24 protein-coding genes and 1 pseudogene are annotated in these 26932 nt (G+C 69.9%); 16 read left to right on the top strand and 9 right to left on the bottom strand.

Going from position 1 to position 26932, the window contains the following annotated elements; all coding sequences use genetic code 11:
* Nucleotides 1-95 precede the first annotated feature (95 nt).
* Genes MJQ72_RS22410 through MJQ72_RS22390 form a run of 5 tightly spaced genes read left to right on the top strand, consistent with a single transcriptional unit; the run spans nt 96 to nt 4026 of the window.
* A complete protein-coding gene (locus MJQ72_RS22410; protein ID WP_240592935.1) occupies nt 96-1142 on the top strand; it encodes an alpha/beta hydrolase family protein in 1047 nt (348 codons plus the stop codon).
* A complete protein-coding gene (locus MJQ72_RS22405) occupies nt 1139-1972 on the top strand; it encodes an SDR family NAD(P)-dependent oxidoreductase (RefSeq protein ID WP_240592934.1) in 834 nt (277 codons plus the stop codon). The genes MJQ72_RS22410 and MJQ72_RS22405 overlap by 4 nt, the downstream gene beginning before the upstream one ends.
* Nucleotides 1969-3195, top strand: a complete 1227-nt coding sequence (locus MJQ72_RS22400; RefSeq protein WP_240592933.1) for a glycosyltransferase — start codon at nt 1969-1971, stop codon at nt 3193-3195. The genes MJQ72_RS22405 and MJQ72_RS22400 overlap by 4 nt, the downstream gene beginning before the upstream one ends.
* A gap of 28 nt (nt 3196-3223) precedes the next feature.
* Entirely contained in the window at nt 3224-3598 is a 375-nt protein-coding gene (locus MJQ72_RS22395; RefSeq protein WP_240592932.1) for a hypothetical protein, read from the top strand.
* Nucleotides 3595-4026, top strand: coding sequence for a MarR family winged helix-turn-helix transcriptional regulator (locus tag MJQ72_RS22390; RefSeq protein ID WP_240592931.1), 432 nt, complete (start codon nt 3595-3597; stop codon nt 4024-4026). Before MJQ72_RS22395 ends, MJQ72_RS22390 begins: the two co-directional genes overlap by 4 nt.
* Here the strand turns inward: MJQ72_RS22390 and MJQ72_RS22385 are convergent.
* Nucleotides 3992-4432, bottom strand: a complete 441-nt coding sequence (locus tag MJQ72_RS22385; protein ID WP_240592930.1) for an SRPBCC domain-containing protein — start codon at nt 4430-4432, stop codon at nt 3992-3994. The two genes, MJQ72_RS22390 and MJQ72_RS22385, sit on opposite strands and share 35 nt — an antisense overlap.
* Nucleotides 4433-4674: 242 nt before the next feature.
* On the opposite strand from MJQ72_RS22385, the gene MJQ72_RS22380 reads away from it, so the two are divergent.
* Complete coding sequence (locus MJQ72_RS22380; protein ID WP_240592929.1) at nt 4675-5478, top strand: LLM class flavin-dependent oxidoreductase; 804 nt, start codon at nt 4675-4677, stop codon at nt 5476-5478.
* 159 nt (nt 5479-5637) lie between these two features.
* Entirely contained in the window at nt 5638-6612 is a 975-nt protein-coding gene (locus tag MJQ72_RS22375) for a TerC/Alx family metal homeostasis membrane protein (protein WP_240592928.1), read from the top strand.
* 110 nt (nt 6613-6722) lie between these two features.
* On the opposite strand, the gene MJQ72_RS22370 is transcribed toward MJQ72_RS22375, so the two are convergent.
* Entirely contained in the window at nt 6723-7025 is a 303-nt protein-coding gene (locus MJQ72_RS22370; protein WP_240592927.1) for a hypothetical protein, read from the bottom strand.
* Between MJQ72_RS22370 and MJQ72_RS22365 the strand changes: the two genes are divergently transcribed.
* The 3 genes from MJQ72_RS22365 to MJQ72_RS22355 all read left to right on the top strand — a co-directional run bounded on the left by MJQ72_RS22365 (nt 6982) and on the right by MJQ72_RS22355 (nt 10145).
* Nucleotides 6982-7521 (top strand): hypothetical protein, encoded by a 540-nt coding sequence (locus tag MJQ72_RS22365; protein WP_240592926.1) that lies wholly within the window; start codon nt 6982-6984, stop codon nt 7519-7521. The genes MJQ72_RS22370 and MJQ72_RS22365 overlap by 44 nt on opposite strands.
* Nucleotides 7522-7692: 171 nt before the next feature.
* Nucleotides 7693-8481 (top strand): hypothetical protein, encoded by a 789-nt coding sequence (locus MJQ72_RS22360; RefSeq protein WP_240592925.1) that lies wholly within the window; start codon nt 7693-7695, stop codon nt 8479-8481.
* Nucleotides 8478-10145 (top strand): serine/threonine-protein kinase, encoded by a 1668-nt coding sequence (locus MJQ72_RS22355; protein WP_240592924.1) that lies wholly within the window; start codon nt 8478-8480, stop codon nt 10143-10145. Before MJQ72_RS22360 ends, MJQ72_RS22355 begins: the two co-directional genes overlap by 4 nt.
* A gap of 6 nt (nt 10146-10151) precedes the next feature.
* Here MJQ72_RS22355 and MJQ72_RS22350 read toward each other — a convergent pair whose 3' ends face one another.
* Nucleotides 10152-10943 (bottom strand): DUF2382 domain-containing protein, encoded by a 792-nt coding sequence (locus MJQ72_RS22350; RefSeq protein WP_240592923.1) that lies wholly within the window; start codon nt 10941-10943, stop codon nt 10152-10154.
* A 369-nt stretch (nt 10944-11312) separates the two neighbouring features.
* On the opposite strand from MJQ72_RS22350, the gene MJQ72_RS22345 reads away from it, so the two are divergent.
* A complete protein-coding gene (locus tag MJQ72_RS22345; protein WP_240592922.1) occupies nt 11313-12914 on the top strand; it encodes an ABC-F family ATP-binding cassette domain-containing protein in 1602 nt (533 codons plus the stop codon).
* Nucleotides 12915-12918: 4 nt separating this feature from the next.
* Here MJQ72_RS22345 and MJQ72_RS22340 read toward each other — a convergent pair whose 3' ends face one another.
* The 3 genes from MJQ72_RS22340 to MJQ72_RS22330 all read right to left on the bottom strand — a co-directional run bounded on the left by MJQ72_RS22340 (nt 12919) and on the right by MJQ72_RS22330 (nt 16710).
* The gene (locus MJQ72_RS22340) at nt 12919-13740 is read right to left on the bottom strand and encodes a class I SAM-dependent methyltransferase (protein ID WP_240592921.1); all 822 of its coding nucleotides are present in this window, start codon (nt 13738-13740) and stop codon (nt 12919-12921) included.
* A 237-nt stretch (nt 13741-13977) separates the two neighbouring features.
* Nucleotides 13978-14991: a YdcF family protein gene (locus MJQ72_RS22335; RefSeq protein ID WP_240592920.1), complete on the bottom strand. Its 1014-nt coding sequence runs from the start codon at nt 14989-14991 to the stop codon at nt 13978-13980.
* A gap of 99 nt (nt 14992-15090) precedes the next feature.
* Nucleotides 15091-16710, bottom strand: coding sequence for an ABC-F family ATP-binding cassette domain-containing protein (locus MJQ72_RS22330; RefSeq protein ID WP_240592919.1), 1620 nt, complete (start codon nt 16708-16710; stop codon nt 15091-15093).
* 63 nt (nt 16711-16773) lie between these two features.
* On the opposite strand from MJQ72_RS22330, the gene MJQ72_RS22325 reads away from it, so the two are divergent.
* The gene (locus MJQ72_RS22325) at nt 16774-17130 is read left to right on the top strand and encodes a DUF6412 domain-containing protein (protein ID WP_240592918.1); all 357 of its coding nucleotides are present in this window, start codon (nt 16774-16776) and stop codon (nt 17128-17130) included.
* Nucleotides 17131-17199: 69 nt separating this feature from the next.
* Nucleotides 17200-17976 carry a membrane protein insertase YidC gene (gene yidC / locus MJQ72_RS22320; RefSeq protein WP_240592917.1) on the top strand — a complete coding sequence of 259 codons (777 nt, stop codon included), beginning with the start codon at nt 17200-17202 and terminating at the stop codon, nt 17974-17976.
* Here the strand turns inward: yidC and MJQ72_RS22315 are convergent.
* Nucleotides 17966-18613 (bottom strand): GPP34 family phosphoprotein, encoded by a 648-nt coding sequence (locus MJQ72_RS22315; protein ID WP_240592916.1) that lies wholly within the window; start codon nt 18611-18613, stop codon nt 17966-17968. The two genes, yidC and MJQ72_RS22315, sit on opposite strands and share 11 nt — an antisense overlap.
* A gap of 51 nt (nt 18614-18664) precedes the next feature.
* Here MJQ72_RS22315 and MJQ72_RS22310 point away from each other — a divergent pair, with 51 nt between their 5' ends.
* Nucleotides 18665-19228: a hypothetical protein gene (locus MJQ72_RS22310; RefSeq protein WP_240592915.1), complete on the top strand. Its 564-nt coding sequence runs from the start codon at nt 18665-18667 to the stop codon at nt 19226-19228.
* 63 nt (nt 19229-19291) lie between these two features.
* Here MJQ72_RS22310 and MJQ72_RS22305 read toward each other — a convergent pair.
* Nucleotides 19292-21639 (bottom strand): annotated as a pseudogene (locus tag MJQ72_RS22305) (excinuclease ABC subunit UvrA).
* A 57-nt stretch (nt 21640-21696) separates the two neighbouring features.
* Here MJQ72_RS22305 and MJQ72_RS22300 point away from each other — a divergent pair.
* Entirely contained in the window at nt 21697-22674 is a 978-nt protein-coding gene (locus MJQ72_RS22300) for a YafY family protein (protein ID WP_240592914.1), read from the top strand.
* A gap of 15 nt (nt 22675-22689) precedes the next feature.
* Here the strand turns inward: MJQ72_RS22300 and MJQ72_RS22295 are convergent, their stop codons facing one another.
* The gene (locus MJQ72_RS22295) at nt 22690-23154 is read right to left on the bottom strand and encodes an Lrp/AsnC family transcriptional regulator (protein WP_038512105.1); all 465 of its coding nucleotides are present in this window, start codon (nt 23152-23154) and stop codon (nt 22690-22692) included.
* A gap of 162 nt (nt 23155-23316) precedes the next feature.
* On the opposite strand from MJQ72_RS22295, the gene MJQ72_RS22290 reads away from it, so the two are divergent.
* Nucleotides 23317-26766 carry an indolepyruvate ferredoxin oxidoreductase family protein gene (locus tag MJQ72_RS22290; RefSeq protein ID WP_240592913.1) on the top strand — a complete coding sequence of 1150 codons (3450 nt, stop codon included), beginning with the start codon at nt 23317-23319 and terminating at the stop codon, nt 26764-26766.
* Nucleotides 26767-26932: the final 166 nt, after the last annotated feature.

Raw genomic sequence — 26932 nt, 5'->3', positions numbered from 1 at the left:
GTCCGCTTAACGTGTCGCCACCTCTGATTTTCCTTCTCGGGTAATCGCCGTCACATTTTCGAATTCGATCGAACGACCGGGACAAAGGATTACGTATGCGCGATACTTCGAGGCGGCTGCGGGCCGTCGCGTCGCTGGTGGCCGCCGCCTGCCTGCTGCCGAGTGTCTTCGCGGCCTCGGCACGGGCCGAGAGCGAAGTCCCGGACGCCCGCGCCGACGACGGCTCACACGTCGTCGCCCAGACCACTGTGGACGGTGACCCGCGGATGCTGGATCTCACCGTGCGCTCGGTCGGCGTCGGGAGTTACGCGATGGTGCGGCTGATCCTGCCGTCCGGCTGGGACGCCGAACCGGACCGCAAGTGGCCGGCGGTGTACCTGCTCGCCGGGGAGACGCGGCTGCAGGACTACCGCGGCTGGACCGCCAACACCGACATCCGGAAGCTCGCCGACGACTCGGGCGCGCTGGTGGTGATGCCGGGCTCGGGTTCAGCGGGGTTCTTTTCCGACTGGTGGAATTACGGCAAGAACGTCGTGCTCAATCACTGGGAGACGTTCACCGCCGTCGAGATCCCGCAGCTGATCGACCGCGGCTATCGCGGGGACGGCCGCCGGGTGGCGGCGGGGCTCTCGCTCGGCGGCTACGGCGCGGTCGAACTCGCCGCCCGGCGGCCGGGGGTATTCCGGTTCGCCGGGTCGTTCAGCGGCAATCTCAACCCCACGGGCCCGTACGGCGAGCTGCTGACCAGCGCGATCGTGGCCTCGGCGCGGCAGGACCCCGAAGCGCTCTGGGGTGACCGCCGTCGCGAGGCGTCCCGCTGGGACGCGCACGATCCGCTGGTGAACGCCGACCGCCTGCGCGGCACGGAGCTGTACCTGTCCACGGGCAACGGCCTGCCCGGACCGTTCGACGGCAAGCTCCCGATCGACGTGCTGCCCGGCGCGATGCTGCTCGAATTCCTCTGCTCCGGCCAGACCACCGCGATGGCCGACCGGCTGAACCGGCTCGGTGTCCCGGTCATGACGGACTTCTACGGGCCGGGCACGCATCACTGGGCGTACTGGCAGGACCAGTTGCACAAGACGTGGCCGCGGATGCTGCGTGCCCTCGCCGCACCGGTGAAGGCGGGGGAGTCGTCGTGACGCGTCCGTCCTTTGTGGTCACCGGGGCGTCGAGCGGGATCGGCCGGGCGTGCGTGGCCGAACTCGTCCGGCGGGACGCCCACGTCTGGGCCAGTGTGCGCACCGACGCGGATGAACGGGAACTTGTTCGTGCGCACGGCGAAGCGGTCACCGTGCTGCGGATGGATCTCCGGGATCCGGCGTCGATCGCGGCTTGCGGCGAGAAGGTCGTGGCGGCGGGTCCGGTGCGGGGGCTGGTGAACAACGCCGGGACGGCCAGGCCGGGGCCGCTGGAACACGTCCCGCTCGACGATTTCCGGCACCAGCTGGAGGTCAACGTCACCGGTCAGCTCGCCGTCACGCAGGCGATGCTGCCCGCGCTGCGCGCCGCGTCCCGTGCCAGGGTCGTGACGGTCGGGTCGATGGGCGGACGGATCGCCGGGCCGATGGTCGGGCCGTATCACACGTCGAAGTTCGCCTTGGTCGGTTTGACCGACAGCCTGCGCGCCGAGCTGGCCCCGTCGGGGATCGGCGTCGTCCTCGTCGAGCCCGGCGCCGTCGCCACCTCGATCTGGTCGCGAGCCCGCGCCGCCGCCGAAGAGGTGCGTGCCGCGCTGCCGGAAACCGCGCGGGAAAGGTATGCGGCGCAACTGGACGAGGCCGAACGCAGTGCGGAGCGGTCCGCGCGGAACGGGGTACCGCCCGAGCGGGTGGCGCGGGTCGTGGTCCACGCGCTGACCGCGCGCCGTGCCGCACCGAGGTACCTGGTGGGCAGGGACGCGCATATCGCCGCCGTGCTGGCGAACCTGCCGTTCCGCCTCCGCTACCGGCTGACGGCGGCGAAGCGATGAGCCGGCTCGTGGTGATCGTCGCTCCCGGCTCGCGGGGCGACGTCCAGCCGTGCATCGCCTTGGGGCGTGGTCTCGACGGTGATCGGGTGCGGGTGCTGGCGGCCGAACGGTTCCGGACCCTGGTGACCTCGCACGGCCTGGATTTCGCGCCGCTCTCGGCCGATCCCGGGGAGATTCTCGGTTCGGACGGTGGACGCGAATGGACCGAAGGGCGCACGTCGGTGACCTTCCTGCGCGGGTTGCGTGGTGCGCTGGCCCCGGTGATGGAGCGTCTGCTGGCCGACGTCCACCAGGGAGCGGCGGGGGCGGACCTCGTCCTCGCCCCGACGCTGGGATTCCTCGGCGCGCACCTGGGCGCGTCGCTCGGCGTTCCCAATGTGGAACTGCACTACCAGCCCAGCGTGCCGACGGGGGCCTTCGCCCATCCGCTGGCGCCGTGGGCGGCCAAGGCCGGGCCCTGCGGCAGGCGGCTGAGCTTCCGCGCCGTCGACACCGTCGCCTGGCAGGTGCTGCGGCCGGAGGTGGACCGGTGGCGCGAGCGGTCACTCGGCCTGCCCGCGGCCGGGCTGCGCGGGCCACGGCGGACGGAAACCCCGGTGCTGTGCGGATTTTCCGACGCCGTGGTGCCCCGGCCGAAGGACTGGCCGGCGCGGGTCCACGTCACGGGGTACTGGTTCCTCGAAGCGCCCGCCGGCTGGCGGCCGGACCCGCGTCTGCGGGATTTCCTCGCGTCCGGGCCGCCTCCGGTGTACGTCGGTTTCGGCAGTATGCGGCCGTCGGAGGCGGAGCGGACGTTCGCGGCCGTCCGCGCGGCGTTGCGCCGGGCCGGGTTGCGCGGCCTGCTCGGTACCGATGCCGGAGCCGGCGACGACGATCTGCTGACCGTCGGGGACGTCCCGCACGCGTGGCTGTTCCCACGTACCGCGGCGGTGGTGCACCACGGTGGCGCGGGCACGACGGCGGCCGCATTGCGTGCCGGTGTTCCGTCGCTGGTCTGCCCGGTCTTCTCCGACCAGCCCTACTGGGGCGACCGGGTTTCCCGGCTCGGCGCCGGTCCGCGCCCGCTGCCGCTGCGGGAGCTGACGGCGGACTCGCTGACCGCGCGGCTGCTGGAGCTGTCCGGCAATCTCCTGTTCCGCCGCGGCGCGCAGTACGTCGCGGGGCGGCTGCGCGAGGAGGACGGGGTGGCGCGAGCCCGGCAGGTACTGCGATCGGTGGGCTAAATGTATGCGTTTCGCATATAGTTGGGTCATGGAACTCGAGACGGCGATCAACGAATGGCACGAGAGCGTCAACGAAGGCGACCTGAGGCGATCGGCGGACGCGGTCGGAGATCCGGTCGTCGTCCTCGGGCCGAAGGGCGCCGGGCCGATCACGTCCGCGCAGTTCGCCGACTGGGTGGACCGCTCGGGGATCAGGCTGAAGCCGCGATCGTGGCATCCGGTCAGCGACCGCCTGATGGTGGTGGAGGAGGACGCGACCTGGCCCGAAAGCACGGCACCGACCCGGGTGGCGACCGTGTTCCGGGTGGGCGGCGGCAAGGTCACCGCGGCGCTCCGGCTGCCCGACCTGAAATCCGCGCTCGAACTGGCCTACATCTGCCGTGAGATGGCGGCGACCGAATGAGCGCCCAAGGTCCTGGCCAGGCCCTGTTCGCCTTCGTTCGGCACTGGTCGCGCCGGACGGCGGCCGTCGCCGATCAAGGGCGTCTCGTTCTCGTCGGCGAAGCCGTCCACTCCCTCGCCGATCGCGGGGCCGAGGCGACGGTGAACGCGATCGCCGTCGAGATCGGCCTCGACCAGAGCGGCGCGTCGCGTCTGGTCAAGGCCGCGATCGAGGCGGGCTACCTGTCCATGGAGGCCTCGCGCGGCGATGGGCGCCGTCGCGAGGTTTCGCTGACCGCGGCGGGCCGGTCCATGCTCGACCAGGCGCATCGTTGGCAGGAGCAGGTCTTCGATCAGCTGACCGCCGGGTGGAGCGAGAAGCGGCGAAGCGAGTTTCAGCGGGCCATGAGCGATCTCATCGACCGCTCGCATCTGCTACATGCTCCGTGAGGCGGCCGAAGCAGGACTGCCAACCTTCGGCGTGGCTGTCGCGCTCCGCCACGGTCTCGAAGATCGCTTGATGGAACGACATCTCCGTCTTGCCGTCGAGATCGGAGAAGGCGACCGTGACGAGGGTGTCGTGCCCGCGGAAGCCTTCCGGCTCCTCCCAGGCGAAGCTGAAGACGAGCCGCTCCGGCGGGACGATCTCGTGGTAGACGCCGGACATCCACAGCTCGGTCTCGCCGTCGCTGATGCAGGTGCGCCACTTGCCGCCCACGGTGAGGTTGACGGTGCAGGACTTGCTGGTGAAGCCGGCCGGGCCCCACCACTGGGCGAGATGGTCCGGGTCGGTCCACACGCGGAAGACGAGCTCGCGCGGCGCGTCGAGGAGGCGGGTGATCGTCAGGTCGGTCATCTGGTTCTCTTCCGCAGGGTATTCAACCGATGGGTTGAACTCTAGTGGAGTTGTCAACCAGTGGGCAGCACGTGTGATCAGACGGACGACACGCGTGTCTAGCCGGACGCCTCGCTGCAGGACCGGTCGAGTCCGAATGCCGTCCACTCGATCACGCGTGTCGTCCGTCGAATCACACGTGTCGTCCACTCGGTCACGTCGAACCGCTCCGACTGTCGGTGCCGGTCCGTACGGTCGCGAGCATGACACTGCGCTCAGCACTCTGGCTGCCGATCTTCGACGAACTGGCCGATCCGGTGATCATCGCGCGCCTCGCCGCCGAAGCCGAAGAAGCGGGCTGGCACGGCTTGTTCGTCTGGGATCACGTCCGCTGGCGCGAGCCGGTGCGCGCGATCGCCGATCCGTGGATCACCCTCGCCGCCGTCGCGTCGGCCACCGAGACCCTCGCCTTCGGCCCGATGGTCACGCCGCTCGCCCGCCGCCGCCCGGTCAAGCTCGCCCGCGAGACGGCCACTTTGGACCGGTTGAGCGGCGGACGGCTGATCCTCGGCGCGGGGCTCGGCAGCGACCGCTTCGGCGAGGAGTTCTCGAGGACCGGCGACGAACCGGACGATCGCAAACGCGCCGAGATGCTCGACGAATCGCTTGAGATCCTCACTGTCGCCTGGTCGGGTGAACCGGTGCGCCACCACGGCGTGCACTACACGGTCGACGACATCACCTTCCTGCCTCGTCCCGCCCGTCCGGTCCCTGTGTGGCTGGCCGGCTTCCCGGGGAAGACGAAGCCGATGCGCAGGGCCGCGCGGTACGACGGATTCTTTCCGGTGAACCTGCCGCACGCGGACGAGTTCGCCGAGGCGGTCGAGACGATCACCGCCCTGCGCGAGGGCGACATGGCGCGGTACGACTTCGCCATCGGAGTGCCCGCGGGCACTGATCTCGCGCCCTACGAGCGGGCGGGGGCGACCTGGTGGATGGCCGAATTCCCCTGGGACGACCTCTCCGTCGACGCGGTCCGCGGCGTCTTGCGGGAGGGCCCGGCTTGACCTTCGCTTTAATATCTCTTTACTAAATGCGATACTGGACCGACGAGGGGAGTACTTCCCAAGAGCCCGCCCGGTCAGTACGGACGCCCCGCCGGCGTCCCCGGGGAGCCGCCCCACCGGGGTGAAGGAGACCTCGAACATCGAGTTCGAGGAGGCTTCATGTCCGAGTCCGTGGGTTCGCCGGGGCTGTGGGCGATCAGCATCGCCGTCCTGCTGGCCCTGCTCGTCGCCGATTTCGCGGTGACCCGGCGCCCTCATGAGGTGTCGATGCGGGAGGCGGCCGGCTGGTCGGCCTTCTACCTCGCGCTCCCGGTGGTGTTCGGCCTCTGGTTGTGGCTCGAGTTCGGCGGCGGTCAGGCGCTCGAGTTCATGACGGGTTTCGTCGTCGAGAAATCCCTGTCGGTCGACAACCTGTTCGTCTTCATGCTGTTGCTCGCCGCCTTCGCGGTCCCGTCCGAGGTGCAGCAACGTGTGCTGCTGTACGGCATCGTGGGCGCGCTGGTGCTCCGCGGCGTGTTCATCGCGGCCGGTGCCGCGATGCTGTCGGCGGGCACCTGGGCGTTCCTCGTCTTCGGCGTGATCCTGTTCGTTTCGGCGGTCAAGATCCTGCGCGAGGCCATGTCCGGCGGCCAGGGCGAGATGGACCTTTCGCGGCTGCGGTCGGTCCGGTTGCTGCGCAAGCTGATGCCGGTCACGGACGATTATCGCGGCACCCGGCTCACCGTGCGTGAACACGGACGCCGCGCGCTCACCCCGCTGGCGGTCGTGGTCGTCGCGGTCTTCGCGACCGACGTGGTGTTCGCGGTCGATTCCGTGCCCGCGGTGTACGGCATCACCGAAGACCCGTACCTCGTGTTCGCCACCAACGCCTTCGCCCTGATGGGCTTGCGCGCCTTGTACTTCGTGCTCCACTCGGCGCTCGCGAAGCTGGTCCACCTGAACCACGGCCTCGCGATCATCCTCGCCTTCATCGGGGTGAAGCTGGTTTTGCACTGGGCACACGGGATCTGGCCGTCGGTGCCGCAGGTGCCGACCCCGGCCTCGCTGGGTGTGATCGTCGCCGTCCTCGTCACGGTCTCGTTCACCAGCCTGTACGCGCGCCGTCGTGAAGCCGCCCGGACGGCACAGGAGTGAGCGATGATCACCGGACTCGTCGTCGGCTTCCTGATCGACCTGGCGGTCGCCGCCGTCTTCCTGGCCGCGGTGCTCCTGGTCTTCGCGGCGATGCGCCCACCGCGCTGATCTCAGGGAAAGCGGATCACGGTGATCCCGGCCAGCACGAAGAACACCAGCACCACCAGGGTTCCGCTGTGCCCGCCGGATGAACTGGTCACCACCTGCTCGACGGCACCGGTCAGCCGCACGCCGCAGTCCGCGACGACGGTGTGCCTTCCCGCCTCGATCCGCGTGAACTCGACGGCCGCGGTGAAGGCGCCGGTGCCGTCGGCGTAGGCGCCGCCGACGCGTTCCCCGTCCGACGTCAATGTGACGCGTTCACCGGGTGTGCAGCCCTTGCCGGTCGCGGTCAGCGCGTCGCCGGGCTGCACACTCGGCCGGTCGAGCAGCAGGTCGTTCGGGCCCGGCGGCGTGCTGCTCGTCGAAGGGACGTCCGACGGCGGGGGAGTGTCCGTTGTGGACGGTGGGGTCGTGGTGGGCGGCGTCGTCGTGGTGACCGGGGTGGACGGCGTCGTGGTCGTTCCCGGTCTGGTCGGGGTGGTCACCGGCGCCGTCGGCTTGGTCGTCGGAGGCACCTTCGTCGTCGGCGGGGCCGTGGTCACCGTCCCGGTCACGCGGAAGGTCGCGTTGCCGGTCAGCGGCTGGCCGGTCCGCGCGTTCGTGCAGGTTCCCGTGACCGTGTGGCCGCCAGGTGCCGCGTTGCCCGGCACGGTCGCCCCGACCTGTCCGCTGGGGGCGCTGACCGACGTGACGGCCGCTCCGTCCCAGGTGAAAGAAATGGGACCTTTACACGGCGAGAAATTCCAGGAAATGGTGAAAGTGCTCCCGGCGGGCCCGCTCGAAGGTTTCAAACCAACCGTGGACTGATAAGGGGACTGCTGCGCGTTTCCCGCTCCCACCTGGGAAAGCAGGAACAACAACCCGGTCACGGTGCCGAATATCAGGCGAACCACGATACGCATTGGGACGTCCCTCTCCGGTAAGTGCTCGCTGTAGCATTCCGGACCAGCCGGCCAAGGAAAACAGGGGATGCGCAAAATGGGACGTGTCATCGCGGCAGGGGTTGCGTTGGGGCTTTGCGCGATCCTCCTCGGTTCGCCGCCTGCCAACGCGGACGATGTCGCCGACGCCAGGCTCGCTCTGGCGGTCTCTCTCGACGACCGGCCGATCGCCAACGCCACGGTCATGATCGACCCGGCGAAACAGATCGAACTCACCGTCACGGCCACCAACAGCGGAGGCACCACCGTCAAGGTCCGCAGCGTCCGGGTGTCCGGCGTGGCGCTCGCACTGACGTTCTTCGCCTACGACACCACGGCGCCGTTCGAAGTCCCCGCGCACAGCCGGGTCACCAGGACCTTCGTGCTGGACATGGCGGATCTCTCCGGTCAGGCGATCGGCCTGCTCCCGTCGACGGTCGAACTGCTCGACGTGCGGCGCGGAACGCTCGGCGAGGCGACCACCGTCGCGGACATCCGAGGCTCCTTCTGGTCTGTCTACGGCGCTTTCGGGCTCGCGATGCTCGTGCTGACCGTGCTGGCGTGGCTGACCGCCCTGCTCGCGCTGGCCCGCCACCGCCTTCCCGCCAACCGGTGGCGCCGCGGCCTGCGGTTCCTGCCGGCCGGATTCGGGACCGGGCTCGTCGCCGTCGTCTCGCTGTCGGTGCTTCGGCTCGTCCCGCCGGAACCGGCGATCGAGATCCCGGTGGTCCTCGGCGCCGCCGCGATCGCCTTCCTGCTCGGCTACCTGACCCCGCATCCCGTGCCGGGCCCCGGTGGCGACGAGACGGTCCGTTTTCCCGACGCCACCAAGGAAATCAACCGATGAGCGCACCCGCCGAGGTCGTCGCCGCGCTGCCGCAGTACGAGATCGGGGCCGCGATCGGCCAGGGCGGGATGGGGGTCGTCTTCGCCGGCGTCCACCGTTCGCTGCGCCGTGACGTCGCCATCAAACAGCTGCCGTGGGACGTCCTGAACCACGCCGTCAGCAGCGAGCTCTTCGACCGCGAAGCGCGCGTGCTGGCCAGCCTCGACCATCCGCATATCGTGCCCGTGTACGACTACGTGCGCACCGGCCGCGAGCACCTGATGGTGATGGAACGGCTCGACGGCGGCACGGTGCACAGCCGGTTCCACAGCGGTGAGATCGGCGGGGAACAGGCCTGTGCGATCGGGCTGGCGATGCTCGCCGGGCTCCACGCGGCGCACGAAGCGGGCGTGCTGCATCTCGACGTCAAGCCGAAGAACCTCCTCTTCACCACGCAAGGTGTGATGAAGGTGGCCGACTTCGGCATCGCGAAGGTGATCAGCGAGGGCGCCACCCTCGTCACGCACGGCGGCGAAGTCCTCGGCACGCCCGCCTACATCGCCCCCGAGCAGGCGATGGGCAACGCGCTGAGCCCCGCGGCGGACGTCTATTCGGCGGGCACGGTGCTCTACGAACTGCTGTCCGGGAAGCTGCCGTTCGACAACACCCGTGGCGCGATCAGCATGATGCGCCAGCACATGTTCACCGATCCGCGCCCGATCGACGGCGTGCCGTCACCGCTCGCCGGGGTCGTCATGCGCAGCCTCTCGCGCGAACTCGACTCTCGGTACCGCGACGCGGAGACCTTCGCCGCGGATCTCGCCTCCGCCGCCACCGCCGTGTACGGGCCGGGCTGGCTCGAACGCTCCCGCGTGCCGGTGCGGCACCTCACCCCGAGGGTGATCGCCGCGATCGGCGCGCCGTCGCCCGCCGGAGACGGCCCGACCCGGCCGGTCCGTCGCCCGGTCCCGGATCCGACGCTGTCGGCGACCCGCGCGGAACTCGCGCCGGGGAAACGTCCGGGCACGGTGCTCTGGTTCCGGCTGGCCGCGGCGGCCGCCGCGATCGTGCTCGTGGTGCTCACCCTGCTCACTCCGGAACGGCTGCCGCACGAGGCCACGACGCTGAAGATCGACGGCGTTGCGGCCTCGTCGGTGCCCGTCGACCTCAGCAAGACGTTCGCGGTGACGGGGGAGGGGAACCCGGGACAGGTCACCCTCGCTCTTTCCGCCGCCGGGATCCCGCTCGGTTCCGCGTCGGCGGTGCCGAAACCCGAGGGCGGGGGATTCCGTGCCGATCTCGCCTTTCCCGGGCTCACCCGGTGGATCGTCGGCGGCGCGGTCACCGCGACCCTGACGGCAGACGGTGTCCCGCGCACCTTCACCGTCGTCACCGAACAGCATCCGCTCGCGAGCGCGCTCGGCGCGGGCAGCCTGATCCTCGCCCTGTTCGCCTTGGCGTACTTGGAATCCGGGCTGCGGACCATCCGCAATGGACACCGCTGGCGGGGCGCGGTCGTCGGCGGGCCGGTCCTCGGGCTGCTGTTCGGCGCGACGGTGTGGCTGTGCGTCTCGGTGCTGAGAGTGCACGAGCCCGCGGTCGTGTTCGGCGCCGGTTGCTCGGTCGCGGGTGCCGTGGCGACCGGTTTCGTGGTCGCGGCCGCCCGCGTCCGGCGCACGCGCTGAACCGGGTCACGACTTGCGGTGCTTGCCCTCGTCGTCGACGACCTCGAACTGTTCCTTGCGGACCTTGCCGGAGATCGTCTGGTCCTCGGTGACGGTCTCGGTCTTGAGCCGTGCCCGCTCGACCGCGACGGTTTCCTTGTCCACCACCGGTTTCTCGGCGTGCAGCACGACCTCCTGCTCGTCCTCGGCGATCTCGGCCCGCTCACCGCCCGGTTTCGTGATCGGCTCGCGCTCGATCCGGACCTCCTCGTGGCTGACCGGAACGGTGACCTGCTGCTCCTCGGTGACGACGTACTTGCGCAGCCGGACATGGCCGGTCTCGACCTGCTCCGTGCCGACGTTCAGCCGTTCCTCGGAACGCGTCATGGCGGGTTCGGCGTCACGGCTCTGCTTGCCCGCGCTCTTGTCCATACCTGCCTGGCCGCGGCCGGTGCCGCCCCGGCCCTGCGTCCGGTCGTCCATCCGGCCGTCCGGCGAGGTCCGCGGCATCGGGAGCCCGTAATGCTGGTACAGCCGCGTGCTCTCCTCCATGGACAGGTGGCCGTCGGCCTCGATTCGGGGCGCGTCGGTGACCGCTTCCTTGTCGACGCGGACGTGCACACCGTCCTGGTCCGCATGCGCTCCCGAGAGCGGGACGAAACTCTCCTTGGTGCCGAACAGGCCCGTCTTGACGGTGATCCATTCCGGCTGGCGCGTCGCGTCGGCGAGGTAGACGTTGCCCACCTTCCCGAGCTTGTTGCCGGTCGGGTCGACCACCGCGCTGTCGATGAGTTCCTGCGGCTGCATGGTCTTCGCCATCGGTCCTGCTCCTCTCGAAGGATGTTGCTGAGAAGCCCACCGTCGGCCGGGCCGGTGATCATGGCAACCGTCGTGGTGCACCCGTGGGTGACCCCGGAAAGTGGTGGTTTGAAGCGGTGCCCGCGGGCTAGGAGCGGCGAGTAGTCGCAGGTGGAAGGGGGTGCCCGGGTGGTGACGCGGGCGCCAGGGGGATGGCGCGAACGTGTGGTTCCGAAAATCGGATGCGGCGCCTTCCGGCCGTGTCTACCCTCGTGAACGTGATGCAGCAACTGCTGTTCCTCTGAGGAACGACGCCTCCACCGGTACCGCGAGCCGCGGTACCGGAGTTCGTTCTTCCTGCTCATCACCTTCACCGGAGGCAGTTCCTTCATGCATTCCCCTCTTTCTCCCGCGCCTGTGCGCGCGGCGCACGTCCGCCTGTCCGGCGTCCACCTCTCCTTCGGGGGACGGCCCGTGCTCTCCGGCGTCGATCTCGTCGCCGCCGCCGGGGACCGGGTCGCCATCGTCGGGGAGAACGGCCGCGGCAAGACCACGCTTCTCCGGGTGCTCGCCGGTGACCTGCCCGCCGACCGCGGCGAGGTGCATCGCTCGGGTTCGGCCGGGGTCGCCGACCAGCAGATCCCGCTCGGCGCGAGCGACACCGTCGGCGCGCTGATCGACCTCGAACTGGCCGCCGTCCGCGAGGCTCTGGCTCGTCTCGAGGCCGCCACCGAGGCGCTCAGTGACGGCCGTCCGGGTGCGGACGACGTTTTCGCCGCCGCGCTGGAGCAGGCCGAAGCCCTCGACGCGTGGGACGCCGACAGGCGCGTCGAGGTTTCCTTGGCGGCCTTGAACGCCGTGGACGATCGTGACCGTCCACTCGGGACACTCTCGGTCGGGCAGCGCCACCGGGTCCGGCTGGCCTGCCTGCTCGGCGCCGGGCATCCGGTCCTGCTGCTCGACGAGCCGACGAACCATCTCGACGCGGCGGGCCTCGAACACCTCACCGAACGGTTGCGCGCGCACCCGGGCGTGGTCGTGCTGGTCAGCCATGACCGGGCGTTGCTCGCGGACGTCGCCACCACGGTGATCGACCTCGATCCGTCGAGCGACGGCAAGCCACGTGTGTACGGCGGCGGGTACGCGGCTTACGTCGAGGCCCGCCGAGCCGAACGTGCCCGCTGGGAGTCCGAGCACGCCGAGCAGATCGCCGAGCGGCAACGGCTGGCCGACGACCTGTCCGCCGCCCGGAACCGGTTGCGTGACAACTGGCGGCCGCCCAAGGGCACCGGCAGGCATGTCCGCGCCACCCGCGCGCCCGGGCTGGTGCGCGCGGTCCACCGGAGGCAGGAAGAACTGGCCGGGCACGTGGTGGCCGTCCCGCCGCCGCCCGCCCGGTTCGCCATGCCCGACCTGCCGTCGCACGGAGGCGCGGTCCTGCTCCGTGCCGCCGGGGTGACGGTGGCCGGGCGGCTCGCGCGTCCGGTCGACGTGGCACTGGAAAGCGGCGACCGGCTGGTGGTCACCGGTCCCAACGGAGCGGGCAAGTCGACGCTCCTGAGCGTGCTGGCCGGGGAACTGGAGCCGGACACGGGCACGGTCGCGCGCTCGCGGTCGGCGCGGATCGGGCGGCTGGGACAGGAGTCCGACCTGCCGGGCAGGCGGACGGCGATGGAGCTGTACGACGAACGGCTCGCCAGGTCGGGGATCTCCGGCCCGGGACTGGGCGAGCTGGGTCTGCTCGCCGGTTACGACCGGCACCGGCCGGTGGTGGAACTTTCGGTCGGCGCCCGGCGTCGGCTGGACCTGGCGCTCGTACTGGCGGGCCGCCCGCACGTCGTACTGCTGGACGAACCGACCAACCACCTGTCCGCCGCACTCGTCGACGAGCTGACCGCCGCGCTCGACGCGACACCGGCCGCGGTGGTGATCGCGACGCACGATCGGCAGCTTTCGCGGGACACGGCGTCCTGGCCGAGGCTCGCGTTGTGAGCCGTCAGCCGCGGTGGGCGAGGGTGTAGCGCACGGTCTGCGCCAGCACCACGCTCCCGTCGGGCTCGCGGAGCGGTTCGAGCTCCGCGAGCACGGCCTGGCGGACGGCGTCGAGACGGTTTTCCGGGATCAGCTCCCAGAACATCCGCTGGCCGTGCGACCAGGACCAGGTGATCCAGTGCCCGGGGTCGGCGAACTTCACCGGATAGACGCGTTCCACGGACGTGACACCGCTGAAGCCCGCCGACTCCACGGCCTGGCCGAAACCTTCGAGGGTGGCGAACAGACCCGCCCTGATGGCCAGCGTCCAGGCCAGCTCTGGCGGTACGAACGGGGTGAACAGCGCGCGCACGGCGGCCCACCGTGGATCGTCGGCGCCGAACGTGGTCACACCCAGCCGGCCACCGGGTGCGAGGAGACGATGCCAAGACCGCAGCCCGGCGACCGGATCGGGCAGGAAGAAGACCACGAACGACGCGAGGACCACGTCGAAGGCGGCGTCGGGCAGAGTCGGTTCTTGGGCGTCCATAAGGGAAATCTCCGCGTTGACGCCGCGAGCCTCGACGTCCTTCGCGGTGCGCTCGACCATTTCCGCGGAAAGGTCGATCCCCAGCACCGATCCGCCCGCGCCGACCCGCTCCGCCGCCGGGAACAGCACCGCGCCCCGTCCGCAGCCGACGTCCAGCACCCGCTCACCGGGGAGGAGCGCGACCCGGTCGAGCAGTTCTCCCGCGAACGTGCCGAAGAAGTCGACGCCGAGAGCGTCGTAAGTCTCCGCCGTCCGGTCGAACAGCCGCGCCATCGCCTGCCGGGTGTAAGCGCTCATGCGCAGGACGATGACCCGGCGAAAACGGTGTTGTCAAACGGAAGGCTGGGATTTGTCACGCGGCGTCAAGTGGTGATGCCCGGAATTCGGCCCGGGGTGTCAATTTCTCCGGAGGACCGAAGGCGCAACTCGCGTGCTCAGACGCGTAACTCGCGTGCTTGAAGGCGTAACTCGCGAGTTACGCCTTCAAGCACGCGAGTTACGTCTCTGAGCACGCGAGATCGGCTTTGGAGGACGTCACGAGAAGGCGCGGGACACCTGCGAAAGCACGATGAGCCCGCACACCACCAGGTTCTTGTACTTGTGCTCCACCACGATGGCGACGAATTCGCGGATGGTGGCGCTCGGCCAGAAGTACCACGCCGTCGGCGACCCGATGACCTGGCCGTTCACCTTCGCGCGGCGGGCGGTGAGGGCGGCGCGGAGCACGTGGAAGTTGTTCGTGACGATCGTGCAGCGGTAGTCCGCCTTCCGCTGCCGCATGATCTCGGCGCTGAAGGTGAGGTTCTCGAAGGTCGTCCGCGACCGGTCTTCGAGCAGGATCCGTTCCCTCGGCACCCCGTTCTCAACCAGATGCTCGGCCATGGCGTGGGACTCGGGCAGGTCCTCGTCGGGCCCCTGCCCGCCCGAGGTGACCACCATCGGTTCCCCGCCGTGGCGGGCCTCGGCGTCGAGCACGCGCCGGGCGCGGTTCAGGCGCCCGGCCAGCAGCGGCGGGACCCGGTGACCGTCCAGCAGCCCCGAACCCAGCACCACCACGAAGTCGACGCCCTTCTCGGTGCGGATGCGGCCGTAGACGATCGAGTACAGGAGGAAGCAGACGAAAAGGAACGAGAAATAGACGACGAGCCCGTTGAGGATGCCCCGCACGATGTCGAGGGGTTCCCAGGCCAGTTGGGTGACCGTGGCGTTGAAGACGATCAGCGCGCAGATGCCGATCCCGGTCAGCAGCGAAAGGACGTTCGCCAGCCGGCGTCCCTCCCGGCGGAGCATGGTGATCCCGTTGCAGATCAGGAAGACCGTCAGCGCGAGGACCGTCGGGATGATCAGCAGGATCACGCCGACCGCGACGAAACCCGCCGCCTCGGGAGACACCGAAGCGAGCAGCGCGATCAACGTCACGCCGAGGAAGAGAAGCGCGAAGAAGAGGTAGAAGCCGTTCCGCAGCTTGCGCCGGTCACGCAGGAAGCTCACCAGGAACGCCGCACAGCACAGCGCCGCGATGGCGAAAGGGATGGCAGCGGCCTGCACGAGAAAACTCCAGCCTTGGGACGATGCGGCATTCAAACACACGACGGGGCCGCCGAGGGCACCTCCGGTTGGTGTGTCGCCTTCACCGACCCGAGTGAGTCACCGGGCCCGTTGTACCGGCCGCTCGTCCCACACCGGTTCCGTCGTTTCCCGCACGTGCCCGTCCGAGCCGAACACGAGGTACCGATCGAAGGAGCGCGCGAACCACCGGTCGTGCGTCACCGCGACGGTGGTACCTTCGTAGGCTTCCAGCGCCTGTTGCAGCGCTTCCGCCGAAGCGAGGTCGAGGTTGTCGGTCGGTTCGTCGAGCAGCAGGATGGTGGCGCCGCCGATCTCCAGCAGCAGGATCTGGAACCGCGCCTGCTGGCCGCCGGACAGCTTCTCGAACCGCTGGTCGCCCTGCCCGTCGAGTTCGTAGCGGCGCAGGATGTTCATCGCGGGCCCCCGGCTTCGCGCGTAGCCGGTCCAGAGGATGTCGACGAGCGTCTGCCCGAGCAGTTCGGGATGGGCGTGTGTCTGCGCGAAATGGCCGGGGACGACGCGGGCGCCGAGCTTCCACAGTCCGTCGTGCGCGACGTCCTCTCCCGCCAGCAGCCGCAGGAAATGCGATTTGCCGGAGCCGTTCGAGCCGAGCACCGCGACGCGTTCGCCGTAGAAGACCTCCAGATCGAAGGGTTTCATCAGGCCGGTGAGTTCGAGCCCTTCGCAGGTGACGGCGCGCACCCCGGTCCGGCCGCCGCGCAGGCGCATGGTGATCTTCTGTTCGCGCGGGGGAGCGGCGGGCGCTCCGGCCTCCTCGAATTTGCGCAACCGTGTCTGCGCGGCGTGGTAGCGCGAGGCCATCTCGTCGCTGCGCGCGGCGTACTGGCGCATGTCGGCGACGAGTTTCTTGAGCTGGGCGTGCTTTTCGTCCCAGCGGCGGCGGAGTTCCTCGAAGCGTTCGAACCGCTCCGCGCGCGCCTGGTGATAGGTGTCGAAGCCGCCGCCGTGCACCCAGACGTCGCCGCCGGCGGGCCCGGGCTCGACGCTGATGATCTTCTTCGCCGCCCGGGCGAGGAGTTCTCGGTCGTGCGAAACGAACAGCACGGTCTTCTGGGTCTCACGCAGCCGTTCTTCCAGCCACTGCTTGCCGGGGACGTCGAGGTAGTTGTCCGGCTCGTCGAGTAGGAGGACGCCGGATCCGCCGAGGAGCAGCGCCTCCAGCACGAGCCGTTTCTGTTCGCCGCCGGACAGCGTGCGCACCTCGCGCCAGCGCGCCTTCTCGTACGGCATGTTGAGCGCCGCCGTCGTGCACTTGTCCCACACGACTTCGGCTTCGTAGCCGCGAGCGTCGCCCCAGTCGCCGAGAGCCTGTGCGTACGCCATCTGGCTCGCTTCGTCGTCGCGTTCCATCAAGGCCAGCTCGGTCTCGTCGACGGCACGGGCGGCGGCGCGGAGCGCGTCCGGCGACACCGAGACGAGCAGGTCCCGCACGGTCCGTTCGTCGCGCACCGACCCGACGAACTGGGGCATCACCCCGAGCCCGCCGCTGATGGTCACGGAGCCCTCGCTGGGAGAGAGTTCCCCGGAGATCAGCCGCAGCAAGGTCGTCTTGCCCGCCCCGTTGGCGCCGACGAGCGCGCAGACGCTGCCCTCCCCGACCCGGAACGAGACATCGTCGAGAAGCAGCCGTCCGTCGGGCAGGTGGTACTCGACATGCGCGACTTCCACGTGACCCATTGCGACAGACTGCCCGCGCGCTCGGGAATCACGCAACGCAATATCTCCGGTAGTGTCGGTGACGTGGAGCGAACCTACTTCGGCGTGCGGCTCAAGCTGATGCTTGCGCTGTTCCTGCCCGAGTTGTTCGTCGTGCTCCCGGTCGTCGGCGGGATCAACCCGCTGAGCCTGGCCACCGCGCTGACGGCGTCGGTGGCGGTCGCCAACCCGCTCGGGCTGGCCGCCGCCCTGACCGCGTCCCTCGCCGCCGTCCTGCTCGCGCTCGCGGTGCATTTCCGCCTGGAACCGGCGGCCGCCGCGATGCGGGTGCGCGCCATCAGCCTGCGCGAACGCGCGCAGCTGTTCCTGAGCCTGCGCGACCCCGACGCGCGTGGCCGCGTCCGGCCAAGGGCTCCGTCACAGGGCATCGCGACTGCCTGACCTTTCCTCGTTCGAAGGTGAGGCAGTCACTCCTGCCCGCCTACCTTCGACCGACGGAGTGACCTGGTCATGTTCGATGTCTTCCTGTACCCCGTTTCCGCCATCCTCTGGTTCTGGCACAAGGTTTTCGGTGCCGTGTCGAGCCCCGACTCGGGCGTCGCCTGGGTGCTGTCCATCGTGTTCCTCGTCTTCACGCTGCGCCTCCTGCTGGTGAAACCCGCGCTCAGCGCGTTGCGCGCGGGCCGCCGCATGCAGGCGCTCGCCCCGCAAATGCAGCGGATCAAGGAGAAGTACGGCAAGGATCGCCAGCGGATGGCGAAAGAGATCCAAAAACTGCACGCCGAAAGCGGCTCAAGCCCGCTGGGCGGCTGTCTTCCGGCGTTGATCCAGCTCCCGGTGTTCCTTTCGCTGTACTGGGTTCTGCGCGATTTCACCCCGGGCGCCGTCTCGAACCACGTCTTCGACCAGGCCGGTGTGCGGTCGTTCCTGAACGCCGACCTGTTCGGCGCGAAGCTCGGCAACTGGCTTTCGCAACCCGCGGCGGAATTGGCCGCCTTCGGCACGGACCACGTCCACATGATCGCCGTCGGGGTGCCGCTGATGCTGATCGCGAGCCTGGCCACGTTCTTCTCGATGCGGTCGGGACTCGCGCGGCAGACCGCACCGGAGACGGCCGGGATCACCAAACTGATGATGTATCTGGCGCCGGTCGGGATGCTGGTCTCGGGAGCGTTCTTCCCGGTGCCGATCGGGGTGCTGCTGTACTTCCTGGCCACCAACGTCTGGACGCTGGGGCAGCAGCATTTCCTCACCAGGGTAGTCGACAGGGAGGAGGCTAGCCGCTGACCGACCGCCGGGCCGCGACCGAGTACTGGACCGCCTTCCGCAGCCCGGGCAGAGTGGTGTCGAAGCGCGCAGCGAGCGCCTTGATCGCGCTTCGGTGGGCACGGTTTTCCTTGGCACTGAACACCGTGTGGACGTCGCCCTCGGCGGAGAGGACGGCGAGCACCGCGTCCTCGATCGGGACGGCGGCGGGATCACGACCGCTCAGCACCACGTCGCGGACCCGTTCGCGGAGCGCGTCTGCCTGCGGAGGATCCGCCAGGGTGATGTCGCGGACCGGGAAGATGCCCAACGCCCGGTGCCTGCCGACCGTGATCGTCCCGGCCGTGGCGAGCTGGTCCCGGACGACGTCCTCGGCCTTATGCCAGTCGCGGTCGACGACGGTGAGCCAGCGCCGCGGTTTCGCTCCGGGAGCGTCTTCCAGCACCTTGGCGAGGAAGGGGTCTCCCGGGGCCAGACCCGCCGCGGCCGTGCGCTCCGCTTTTCCGTCGCGATCGATGAGGAGACCGGCGAGGATCAGCTCGGCCACCGCGGCCGCGCGCAGGAGCGAACCCCGCACGACGGCACTGGCGGGATCGAGCCTGCTCTTCTCGGTGTCGTAGCCGAGCAGGTACATCCGTTGCGGCAGAGACTGAGTCATCTAGTCCTCCCATCGGGACCGGTCCCGTCGGACAGCTTTACCCTCTGCTGGATGAAGAGCCAGACGACAGCGCGCATTCGAGTGACCATGGCGCTCGCCGTCGGTTGCCTGCTCGCAGGCTGCGGTTCGAATCCGCCGGAACCCGCGCCCGCGCCGCCGCCTCCGTCGCCGACCGGCCCGGATCCCGCGTTGGTCTCCTGGGCGGGCGGATACTGCGGCGCGGTCAAGGACATGCGGTTCATCGTCTACACCATGACCAAGGGGTACGACATCAAGTCCGAGGCGGATCTGCCCAAGGCGGCGGACTCGCTGAAGAAGCTGGACGCCGCGCTGACCACGGCGATATCAGGGCTGGAGAAGCTCCCGCAGGTCGCTCCGCCCGCTCAGGACGCCAACAGGCTGGCCTCGGGCGAGTTGGAATTCTACCGAAAGCTCCACGGGGACGTGACCAAGTCCCGCACCTTGCTGCCGCGAGGCGGGGTCGAATACGCCAAGGCGTCCCTCGACGTGATCGGGATAGATCTGGTTTCGCACGTACCCGAGATCAAAACCGGCGACGTGCCGGGACTCGGCCAGGCGATGAAGGCCGACAAGTCCTGCGAACTTGTCGGCTAGATCACGCGAACCAGGACGAAGAACTGTTCGGTACCGGCGTGTCGGGCAAAGCCCGATGGGGAATCATCGCGCTCGCCCGGGAACTGTTCCCGGGCGGGTGGGTGTTCCCGGCGCCGTCCGGCGCCGGGAACGCGTTCGCAGATGACGCCCGGTGAGTGACGCGGGGTCCTCCGCCAGTGCCGCGGGCGTGCCCTCGAACACCACCGTCCCGCCTTCGGCGCCCGCGCCCGGCCCGATGTCGATGACGTGGTCGGCGTGCGCGATCACCCGCTGGTCGTGTTCGATCAGGACGAGGGTCGCCCCGCCGTCGACGAGTTCGTCGAAGAGGGCGAGCAGCCGGTCGACGTCGCTGCCGTGCAGTCCGGCGGTGGGTTCGTCGAGGACCAGGCGCAGTTCGTGCGCGGGCCCGGCGTCGGCGAGGTGCCGGGCGAGCAGCAGCCGTTGCCTTTCGCCGCCCGACAACGTGTCGAGGCTTTGCCCGATGGTCAGGTAGCCGAGCCCCACCCGGTCCAGCCAGCGCGACCGCTGCCCGATGGGGGACCGCTCGCCGAACAGCGCGGCGACGTCCGCCGGGTTCATCGCCAGTACGTCGGCGATGGTGCGGCCGTGCAGGCGCGCGGCGAGCGCGTCCGGGTTGAACCTGGTGCCGCCACAGGCGTCGCAAGCGGTCTGGACGTCGTCGAGGAAGGCGAGGTCGGTGATGATGACGCCCTTCCCCTTGCAGACCGGGCAGGCCCCGCGGCCGTTGGCGCTGAACCACGACGGATGTTTCCCCGTGGCCTTCCCGAAGGTTTCGCGGATGGGCTCGGCGATACCGAGCACCGTGGCGGGGTGGACCGGATGCCACCGCGCAGCGGGGCCTGTTCGACGACGACGAAATCGGGATGCCGCCGGGGGAGTTCGCCGGTGATCAGCGTGCTCTTGCCGGAGCCGGCGACCCCCGAAACGACGGTCAGGACGCCGAGCGGCACATCGACGGTGACGTCATGGAGGTTGTGGCTGCGGGCGCCGGAGATCGTCACGGCGCCCCGCGCGACGCGGGTCCGCTCCCGGAAGCGAAGCGGGGCACCGAGGAGCCGCCCGGTCTCGGTACCGGCCGAGACGAGTTCGCCGGGGCCGCCCTCGAACTGGACGAGGCCGCCGCCGTCGCCTCCGGCCGGCCCGAGGTCGATGACGTGGTCGGCGGCCGCGATGACCGCGGGATGGTGCTCGACCACGAGGATCGTGTTGTGCGCGTCACGGAGCCTGGCCAGCAGTTCGAGAAGCCGGTGCACGTCGTGCGGATGCAGGCCGGTGCTGGGCTCGTCGAACACGTAGCAGACATCGCTGAGCGCGCTGCCGAGATGACGGACGATCTTGACGCGCTGGGCCTCGCCGCCGGACAGCGTCCTCGACTCCCTGGACAGGCTGAGGTAGCCGAGACCGACGGAGTCCAGCGCGTCGAGGCGTTCACGGATCGCCTGAGTCAGCGGAGCCACCGACGGATCGCGCACGGCCGAGACGACGTCACGCAGCTCGCCGACCGGCATACTGGACCAGTCCGCGATGGACCGCCCGTCGATCAGGCTTCCGCGCGCGGCCTCGGAAAGGCGGGTTCCCGCGCACTCCGGGCAGACGCCGCGAGTGACGACTCCGGCCAGTCCTTCCTGTTCCTCGGCCGTGAGCCGCGACGGCGTCTTGCGCAGGTACGAGTCCCGCAGGCGCGGGACGATGCCGTCGAAGAGGCCGTGCTTGGGGTAGTCGGGGCCGGGGTCGTCGAGGGGGAGTGCTTCGGCGTGCAGCAGGGTTTCGACCTTCCCCGCCGGCAACCGTCCCAAGGGGACATCGGGGTCGACGAGTCCGGAATGGACGAGCCGCTTCCAGCGGTAGGTCCCGGGGGCGAACGTCGGGAACCGTACGGCGCCTTCGCGCAGGCTTCGCGAGCGGTCGAGCAGCCGGTCGAGGTCGATGTCGTCGACCGCGCCGAGCCCCTCGCATCGCGGGCACATCCCGGCCGGATCGTTGAACGAGTAGGCGGGCGAGAACCCGGCGCCCGGCTTGCCCAGCCGCGAGAACAGCAGGCGCAGCAGCGGCGCGATGTCGCTCGCCGTGCCCACGGTGGATCGCGCGTTGCCGGTGAACCGCCGCTGATCGACGATCGTGGTGAAGACCAGCCCGTCGATCCGGTCGACGTCGGCGGGCGGATGCTGGGGGAGCCGGTTCCGGACGAAGGCGGGATAGGTGCCGGTGACCAGGCGCTCGGCTTCGGCCGCGATGGTGTCGAACGCGAGCGACGACTTCCCGGATCCCGACACGCCGGTGAACACCGTCAGGCGGTGTTTCGGCACCCGCACCGAGATGTCGCGGAGGTTGTGCGTTCGTGCTCCTTCCACGGTGATCCAGCGGCCTCGGTCAGCTTGAACTTTCGCCATGAACCGAGGCTACGATGAGATGTGGCCGGATTACGGCCACAACTATCGGGAGGCGTCGTGACGGCACCACGGGAACGGATGCTGCGGCTGCTGTCGCTCCTGCAGTCCGGCCGGGCCTGGCCCGCCGCCGAACTCGCGACGGCCATGGAAGTCCCGCCGCGCACCCTGCGCCGGGACATCGACCACCTCCGCGGGCTCGGTTATCCCGTGGAGAGCAGCCGCGGTCCGGGAGGCAACTACCGGCTGGTCGCGGGCAGCGCGCTGCCGCCGCTCATGCTGGAACACGACGAGGCGATCGCCACCGTGCTCGGCCTGCGGCTCGCCGCGGCGGGCGGAACCGGCGTGGACCTGACCGCCGAATCGGCCGACCGCGCCGCCGCGAAACTCCGGCGCGTCCTGCCGGCGGCACTGCGACGGCGGACCGACGAAATGCTCGCCGCGGTCGAGTTCGGGAGCGGCGAACAGCCGCGGGTCGCCCCAGACATCCTGAACGTCCTGGCCGCGGCGATCGCGGCCCGGCGGTGCCTCGAGTTCGGGTACACGGGAAAGGACGGCCCGTCGGCGCGGACGGTCGAGCCGATGCGGCTCGTCCAGCTCGGCAGGCGGTGGTACCTCTACGCCTGGGACCTCGGCAGGCGGGATTGGCGGAGCTTCCGGCTCGACCGGATCGGTGCGCCGTCGATGACCGAAGTGGCGTTCGAGCCGCGTGCGCTCCCCGTCGGCGACGTCGCGGCTCATCTCCAGGAACGCTTCCACAGCCCGAAATCCCTCCGGATCACGCTGACCCTGGAGGTCGGCGCGCCTGAGGCCGCTGCCCGGCTTCACCGGATCGACGGGAGTTTCGAGGCCCTCGGTGACCACCGGTGCCGATATGTCGCGTACGTCGATTCCTTCGAGTGGCTGGCGGTCGTGCTGACGCTCACCGACATCGGGTTCACGGTGGAGGAACCGGCGGAATTCGGCGAGTACCTCGCGCGCACAGGGGAGCGGCTGCTGCGGGGCGCCACCCGCCTCGTGAGTGGCAAGGACGGTTAGAACCGTCCTTGCCACTCACGAGGGGTGGGGCCACTGCTGCCCTCGCGTCCAGGAGTCCAGCACCATCAGCGTCTTCGTGCCCGTCACCTGGTGATGCCGCCGGATCTCGTCGATGGTGCGCTGCAGATGACCCATGTCCCGCACCCGCAGCCAGACGAGCGCGTCGGGGTCGCCCGCGATGGTGAACACCGCCTGCGCCTCGGGCATCCGGGTGGTGGTGCGGACGATCTCGCCGACCTTGGTGGTCCCGGTGAACCGCAGTTCGGTGAACGCCTCGATGCCCCAGCCGAGTTTGGCGTGGTCGATCTGGACGGTGTAGCCGACGATGACGCCGTTCTCCTGCATGCGGTCGATCCGGCGTTTGACCGCCGCGGTGGACAGCGTGACGCGGGCCCCGATGTCGCCCAGGGTGCGCCGGGCGTCCTCCCGCAGCAGTTCGAGGATCTCGCGATCGGTCTCGTCGATGAGCTGGTCCGCCATGAGCCAGGATGGTACGCAGACGCAACGAATATTGGCCAGCAGAGAAGATGGGCCGGATTTTTTGCGTGCCGGGTGCCAATAGACTGCCGCCTGTTGCGGCGGCCCGCGTGGTCGGGTCTTCTGTCGTGACGTCACGCGGGGGTGCCGAAGGAGGCAGGTCTGGTGGAGCAGTTCACGTTGGAGGACCGGTATCTGCGGGAGGACGGCACCGTCTACCTCAGCGGCGTCCAGGCCCTGGTCCGGATGTTGTTCGACCGGGTGCGGCACGACCGCGCCGCCGGGGCGTCCCCCGCCGTGTTCGTCTCGGGCTACGAGGGGTCGCCGCTGGCAGGCTACGACCTCGAACTCGGCCGTCGCTCCCACCTGCTCGAGAAGCACGACGTCGTGCACCGTCCCGGCCTGAACGAGGAGCTCGCCGCGACCGCGGTCATGGGCAGCCAGCTCACCGCGTCGGTCGGCTCGTCGCGCGGCGGGGTCACCGGGTTCTGGTACGGCAAGGCACCCGGCCTCGACCGGGCGACCGACGCCCTGCGGCACGCCAACCTCGCGGGTACCGACCCGGCGGGCGGCGCGGTGGCGCTGGTCGGCGACGATCCGAACGCCAAGTCCTCGTCGGTGCCCTGCGCCTCCGAGCTCGCGCTGGCCGATCTGGCCATGCCGGTGTTCTTCCCGTCCGACTCCCAGGACGTGCTGGACTTCGGGCTGCACGCCGTGGAGCTGTCCAGGGCGAGCGGACTGTGGTCGTCGATGAAACTCGTGGCGAACGTGGCCGACGCCGCGAGCACCGCGCACGTCCGGCCCGCGTGGACGGCGCCGGAGCTGGAGTTGCCCGCGTACCGGCACAAGCCCAGCACCCGGCTGCTCGGCACCACGTTGATGGCGCTCGAACGCAGCCTGTACACCGAACGCCTGCCGCTGGCCGTCGACTACGTGCGCGCGAGCGGGGTCAACCGGATCGTCTGCGAAGGACCGGCGGACCGCGTCGGCATCGTCACCGCCGGAAAGTCCTATTTGGACCTGATGCAGGCACTGCGGTTGCTCGGCCTGGACGCCGAAGCGTTGTCCCGGCACGGGATCCGGATCCTCAAGCTCGGCGTCATCCACCCGCTCGAACCGTCGATCGTCCGCCGGTTCGCCGACGGCCTGAGCGAGATCGTCGTGGTGGAGGAGAAGCGTTCCTTCGTCGAGTCGGCGATCAAGGAGGTGCTGTACGGCACCGCCGGCGCGCCCGCCGTGTACGGCAAGACCGGCCCGGACGGGCGCACGTTGTGCACCGAGCTCGGCGAGCTCGAACCGGACGCCATCGCGAGGGCGCTGGCCGCCCGGCTGAGCGAGCACCACGAGATCCCGTCGGTGACCGCGTGGCGGCAGCGCCGCCGCCGCGAGCGCATCTCCGTGCCGTTGCTGACCAGGACGCCGTACTTCTGCTCCGGCTGCCCGCACAACTCCTCGACCAAGGTGCCCGAGGGCACGGTGGTGGGCGGCGGTATCGGCTGTCACGCCATGGCGCTGTTCATGGAGCCGGAACAGGTCGGTGACGTGGTCGGCCTGACCCAGATGGGCGGCGAGGGCGCGCAGTGGCTCGGGATGGAACCGTTCGTCGACGCCTCGCATTTCGTGCAGAACATCGGCGACGGCACGTTCACCCATTCCGGCAGCCTCGCGGTGCGGGCGGCGGTGGCCGCCGGGGTGAACATCACCTACAAGATCCTCTACAACGCGACGGTCGCGATGACCGGCGGGCAGGACGCCGTCGGCGGGCTCTCGGTGGACCGGCTGGCGTCGCTGCTCCTGGTCGAAGGCGTCGCGAAGGTGGTCGTCACCAGTGACGAGCCGAAGCGGCTCCGCGGTGTCCGGATGCCGGACGGCGTCGAGGTCCGGCACCGCGACGAACTGCTGAGCACGCAAGAGGAATTGGCCCGCGTTCCCGGGGTGACGGTGCTCATCCACGATCAGGAATGCGCCGCCGAGAAGCGCCGCAAACGCCGTCGGGGCAAGCTGGAGACCCCGGCCGCCAAGGTCGTGATCAACGAGCGGGTGTGCGAGGGCTGCGGCGACTGCGGCGAGAAGTCGAACTGCCTGTCCGTGCAGCCGGTCGGCACCGAATTCGGCCGTAAGACCGCGATCCACCAGTCGTCGTGCAACGTGGACTACTCCTGCCTGGCGGGGGACTGCCCGTCGTTCATGACGGTGGTGCCCACCGGCCGCAAACACCGGCGCGCGGCCGGGGAGATCACCGCGGCCGAACTGCCCGATCCCGAGACCGGCGGCACCGACTTCACCGTGCGTATCACCGGGGTCGGCGGGACCGGCGTGGTCACCGTCGCGCAGATCCTCGCCACGGCCGCCGTGCTCGAAGGCAAGCAGGTCCGCACACTGGACCAGACCGGGCTCGCGCAGAAGGGCGGCGCCGTCGTCTCGGATCTGAAGATCACCGCGGAGCCGACGCCGCAGGCCCCGAAGCTCGCGGCGGGGGAGTGCGACCTCTACCTGGCCTGCGACGTCCTCGTCGGCGCGGATCCGGCGCATCTGACGGTGGCGGACCCCGGCCGGACCACGGCCGTGGTCTCCACGACCGAGGTGCCGACCGGCCGGATGGTCGTCGACACCACGGTGTCCTTCCCCGACGCCGCCGCCGTGCGCGGGGCGATCTCGGACAACGCGGCGCGGACGGTGGCGCTCGACGCGCGGGAAGTCGCGGAAACCCTGTTCGACGACGACCAGTTCGCCAACATCCTCCAGCTCGGGGCGGCGTACCAGACCGGCGCCATCCCGCTGGACGCGGCCAGCGTGGAACGCGCGATCGAACTCAACGGGGTCGCCGTCGCGGGCAACCTCCAGGCGTTCCGGCGCGGCAGGCAGCTCGTCGCCGACCCGGACGGACTGCACGCCCTGGTCGCCCCGCCCGCCGTCGCCGCGACGCCGGCCCCGTCGGCGGCCGCCCTGCGCGCTCGCGCGCTCGTGCACGCCGAGCCGGGTTCGGAACTCGCGCGGCTGCTGGACATCCGCGTTCCCGAACTCGTCCAGTACCAGAACGTTCGCTACGCGCGGGAGTACGCCGAGTTCGTCGAGCACGTCCGGGTCCTGGAAGGGGATTCGACCGCCATCACCGAAGCGGTGGCACGCAATCTGCACAAACTGATGGCCTACAAGGACGAGTACGAGGTCGCGCGGCTGTCGCTCGATCCCGCCGTGCTCGCCGGGATCGAGGCGGAGTTCGGTGTCGGGAGCCGGTACGCCTACCGTCTGCACCCGCCCTTCCTGCGCGCGATGGGAATGAAACGAAAGATCGCGCTGGGCCCGAAGTTCCGCCCGGTGTTCGTCGCGCTGCGCGCCGCGCGGAAGCTGCGCGGCACCCGGTGGGACCCGTTCGGCAAGGCACACGTCCGGAAGGTCGAGCGGGAGCTCGTCGGGCAGTACCGGGAGACGATCCTCACCGCTTTCGGCACCGAGGACGCCGATCGCGGAAGGCTGCTTGCCTTGGCCGAGCTGCCCGATCTGGTTCGTGGCTACGAAGACGTCAAACTGGCGAACGTCGAGGCATACCACCGGGAACAGGCCGCGCTCCTGGCCGATCTCGTCCGGGCGGACCGGCTCGGCGCGAACACCTGACGCGACGCATTGCCGAAGATACGGCCGAACGTACGAATGCCGCCGCCCGATTGTGTTTCCCGACGGCATTTTCCGGATAGTCCGCGCTTCTTGTGTCAAGAATGTGCCGGGTTTTCCGGCACCGGTGCGCACGACCGGCGAATCCGGCTTCTGTCAAGAGGTTCCG

This window comes from Amycolatopsis sp. EV170708-02-1 (assembly GCF_022479115.1).
Classification (GTDB): domain Bacteria; phylum Actinomycetota; class Actinomycetes; order Mycobacteriales; family Pseudonocardiaceae; genus Amycolatopsis.
The sequence above is the reverse complement of the archived record's forward strand: the minus strand, read 5'-3'. Positions and strand labels throughout refer to the sequence as shown.

What these genes read in the sequence shown, in the direction of transcription:
- MJQ72_RS22315 (WP_240592916.1), bottom strand. Translation starts at nt 18,613, where the DNA reads ATGACTCAGTCTCTGCCGCAACGGATGTACCTGCTCGGCTACGACACC.
- MJQ72_RS22355 (WP_240592924.1), top strand. Translation starts at nt 8,478, where the DNA reads ATGAGCGCACCCGCCGAGGTCGTCGCCGCGCTGCCGCAGTACGAGATC.
- MJQ72_RS22375 (WP_240592928.1), top strand. Translation starts at nt 5,638, where the DNA reads ATGTCCGAGTCCGTGGGTTCGCCGGGGCTGTGGGCGATCAGCATCGCC.
- MJQ72_RS22295 (WP_038512105.1), bottom strand. Translation starts at nt 23,154, where the DNA reads ATGGCGGACCAGCTCATCGACGAGACCGATCGCGAGATCCTCGAACTG.
- MJQ72_RS22390 (WP_240592931.1), top strand. Translation starts at nt 3,595, where the DNA reads ATGAGCGCCCAAGGTCCTGGCCAGGCCCTGTTCGCCTTCGTTCGGCAC.
- MJQ72_RS22330 (WP_240592919.1), bottom strand. Translation starts at nt 16,710, where the DNA reads ATGGGTCACGTGGAAGTCGCGCATGTCGAGTACCACCTGCCCGACGGA.
- MJQ72_RS22400 (WP_240592933.1), top strand. Translation starts at nt 1,969, where the DNA reads ATGAGCCGGCTCGTGGTGATCGTCGCTCCCGGCTCGCGGGGCGACGTC.
- MJQ72_RS22350 (WP_240592923.1), bottom strand. Translation starts at nt 10,943, where the DNA reads ATGGCGAAGACCATGCAGCCGCAGGAACTCATCGACAGCGCGGTGGTC.
- yidC (WP_240592917.1), top strand. Translation starts at nt 17,200, where the DNA reads ATGTTCGATGTCTTCCTGTACCCCGTTTCCGCCATCCTCTGGTTCTGG.
- MJQ72_RS22345 (WP_240592922.1), top strand. Translation starts at nt 11,313, where the DNA reads ATGCATTCCCCTCTTTCTCCCGCGCCTGTGCGCGCGGCGCACGTCCGC.
- MJQ72_RS22360 (WP_240592925.1), top strand. Translation starts at nt 7,693, where the DNA reads ATGGGACGTGTCATCGCGGCAGGGGTTGCGTTGGGGCTTTGCGCGATC.
- MJQ72_RS22310 (WP_240592915.1), top strand. Translation starts at nt 18,665, where the DNA reads ATGAAGAGCCAGACGACAGCGCGCATTCGAGTGACCATGGCGCTCGCC.
- MJQ72_RS22395 (WP_240592932.1), top strand. Translation starts at nt 3,224, where the DNA reads ATGGAACTCGAGACGGCGATCAACGAATGGCACGAGAGCGTCAACGAA.
- MJQ72_RS22385 (WP_240592930.1), bottom strand. Translation starts at nt 4,432, where the DNA reads ATGACCGACCTGACGATCACCCGCCTCCTCGACGCGCCGCGCGAGCTC.
- MJQ72_RS22340 (WP_240592921.1), bottom strand. Translation starts at nt 13,740, where the DNA reads ATGAGCGCTTACACCCGGCAGGCGATGGCGCGGCTGTTCGACCGGACG.
- MJQ72_RS22380 (WP_240592929.1), top strand. Translation starts at nt 4,675, where the DNA reads ATGACACTGCGCTCAGCACTCTGGCTGCCGATCTTCGACGAACTGGCC.
- MJQ72_RS22410 (WP_240592935.1), top strand. Translation starts at nt 96, where the DNA reads ATGCGCGATACTTCGAGGCGGCTGCGGGCCGTCGCGTCGCTGGTGGCC.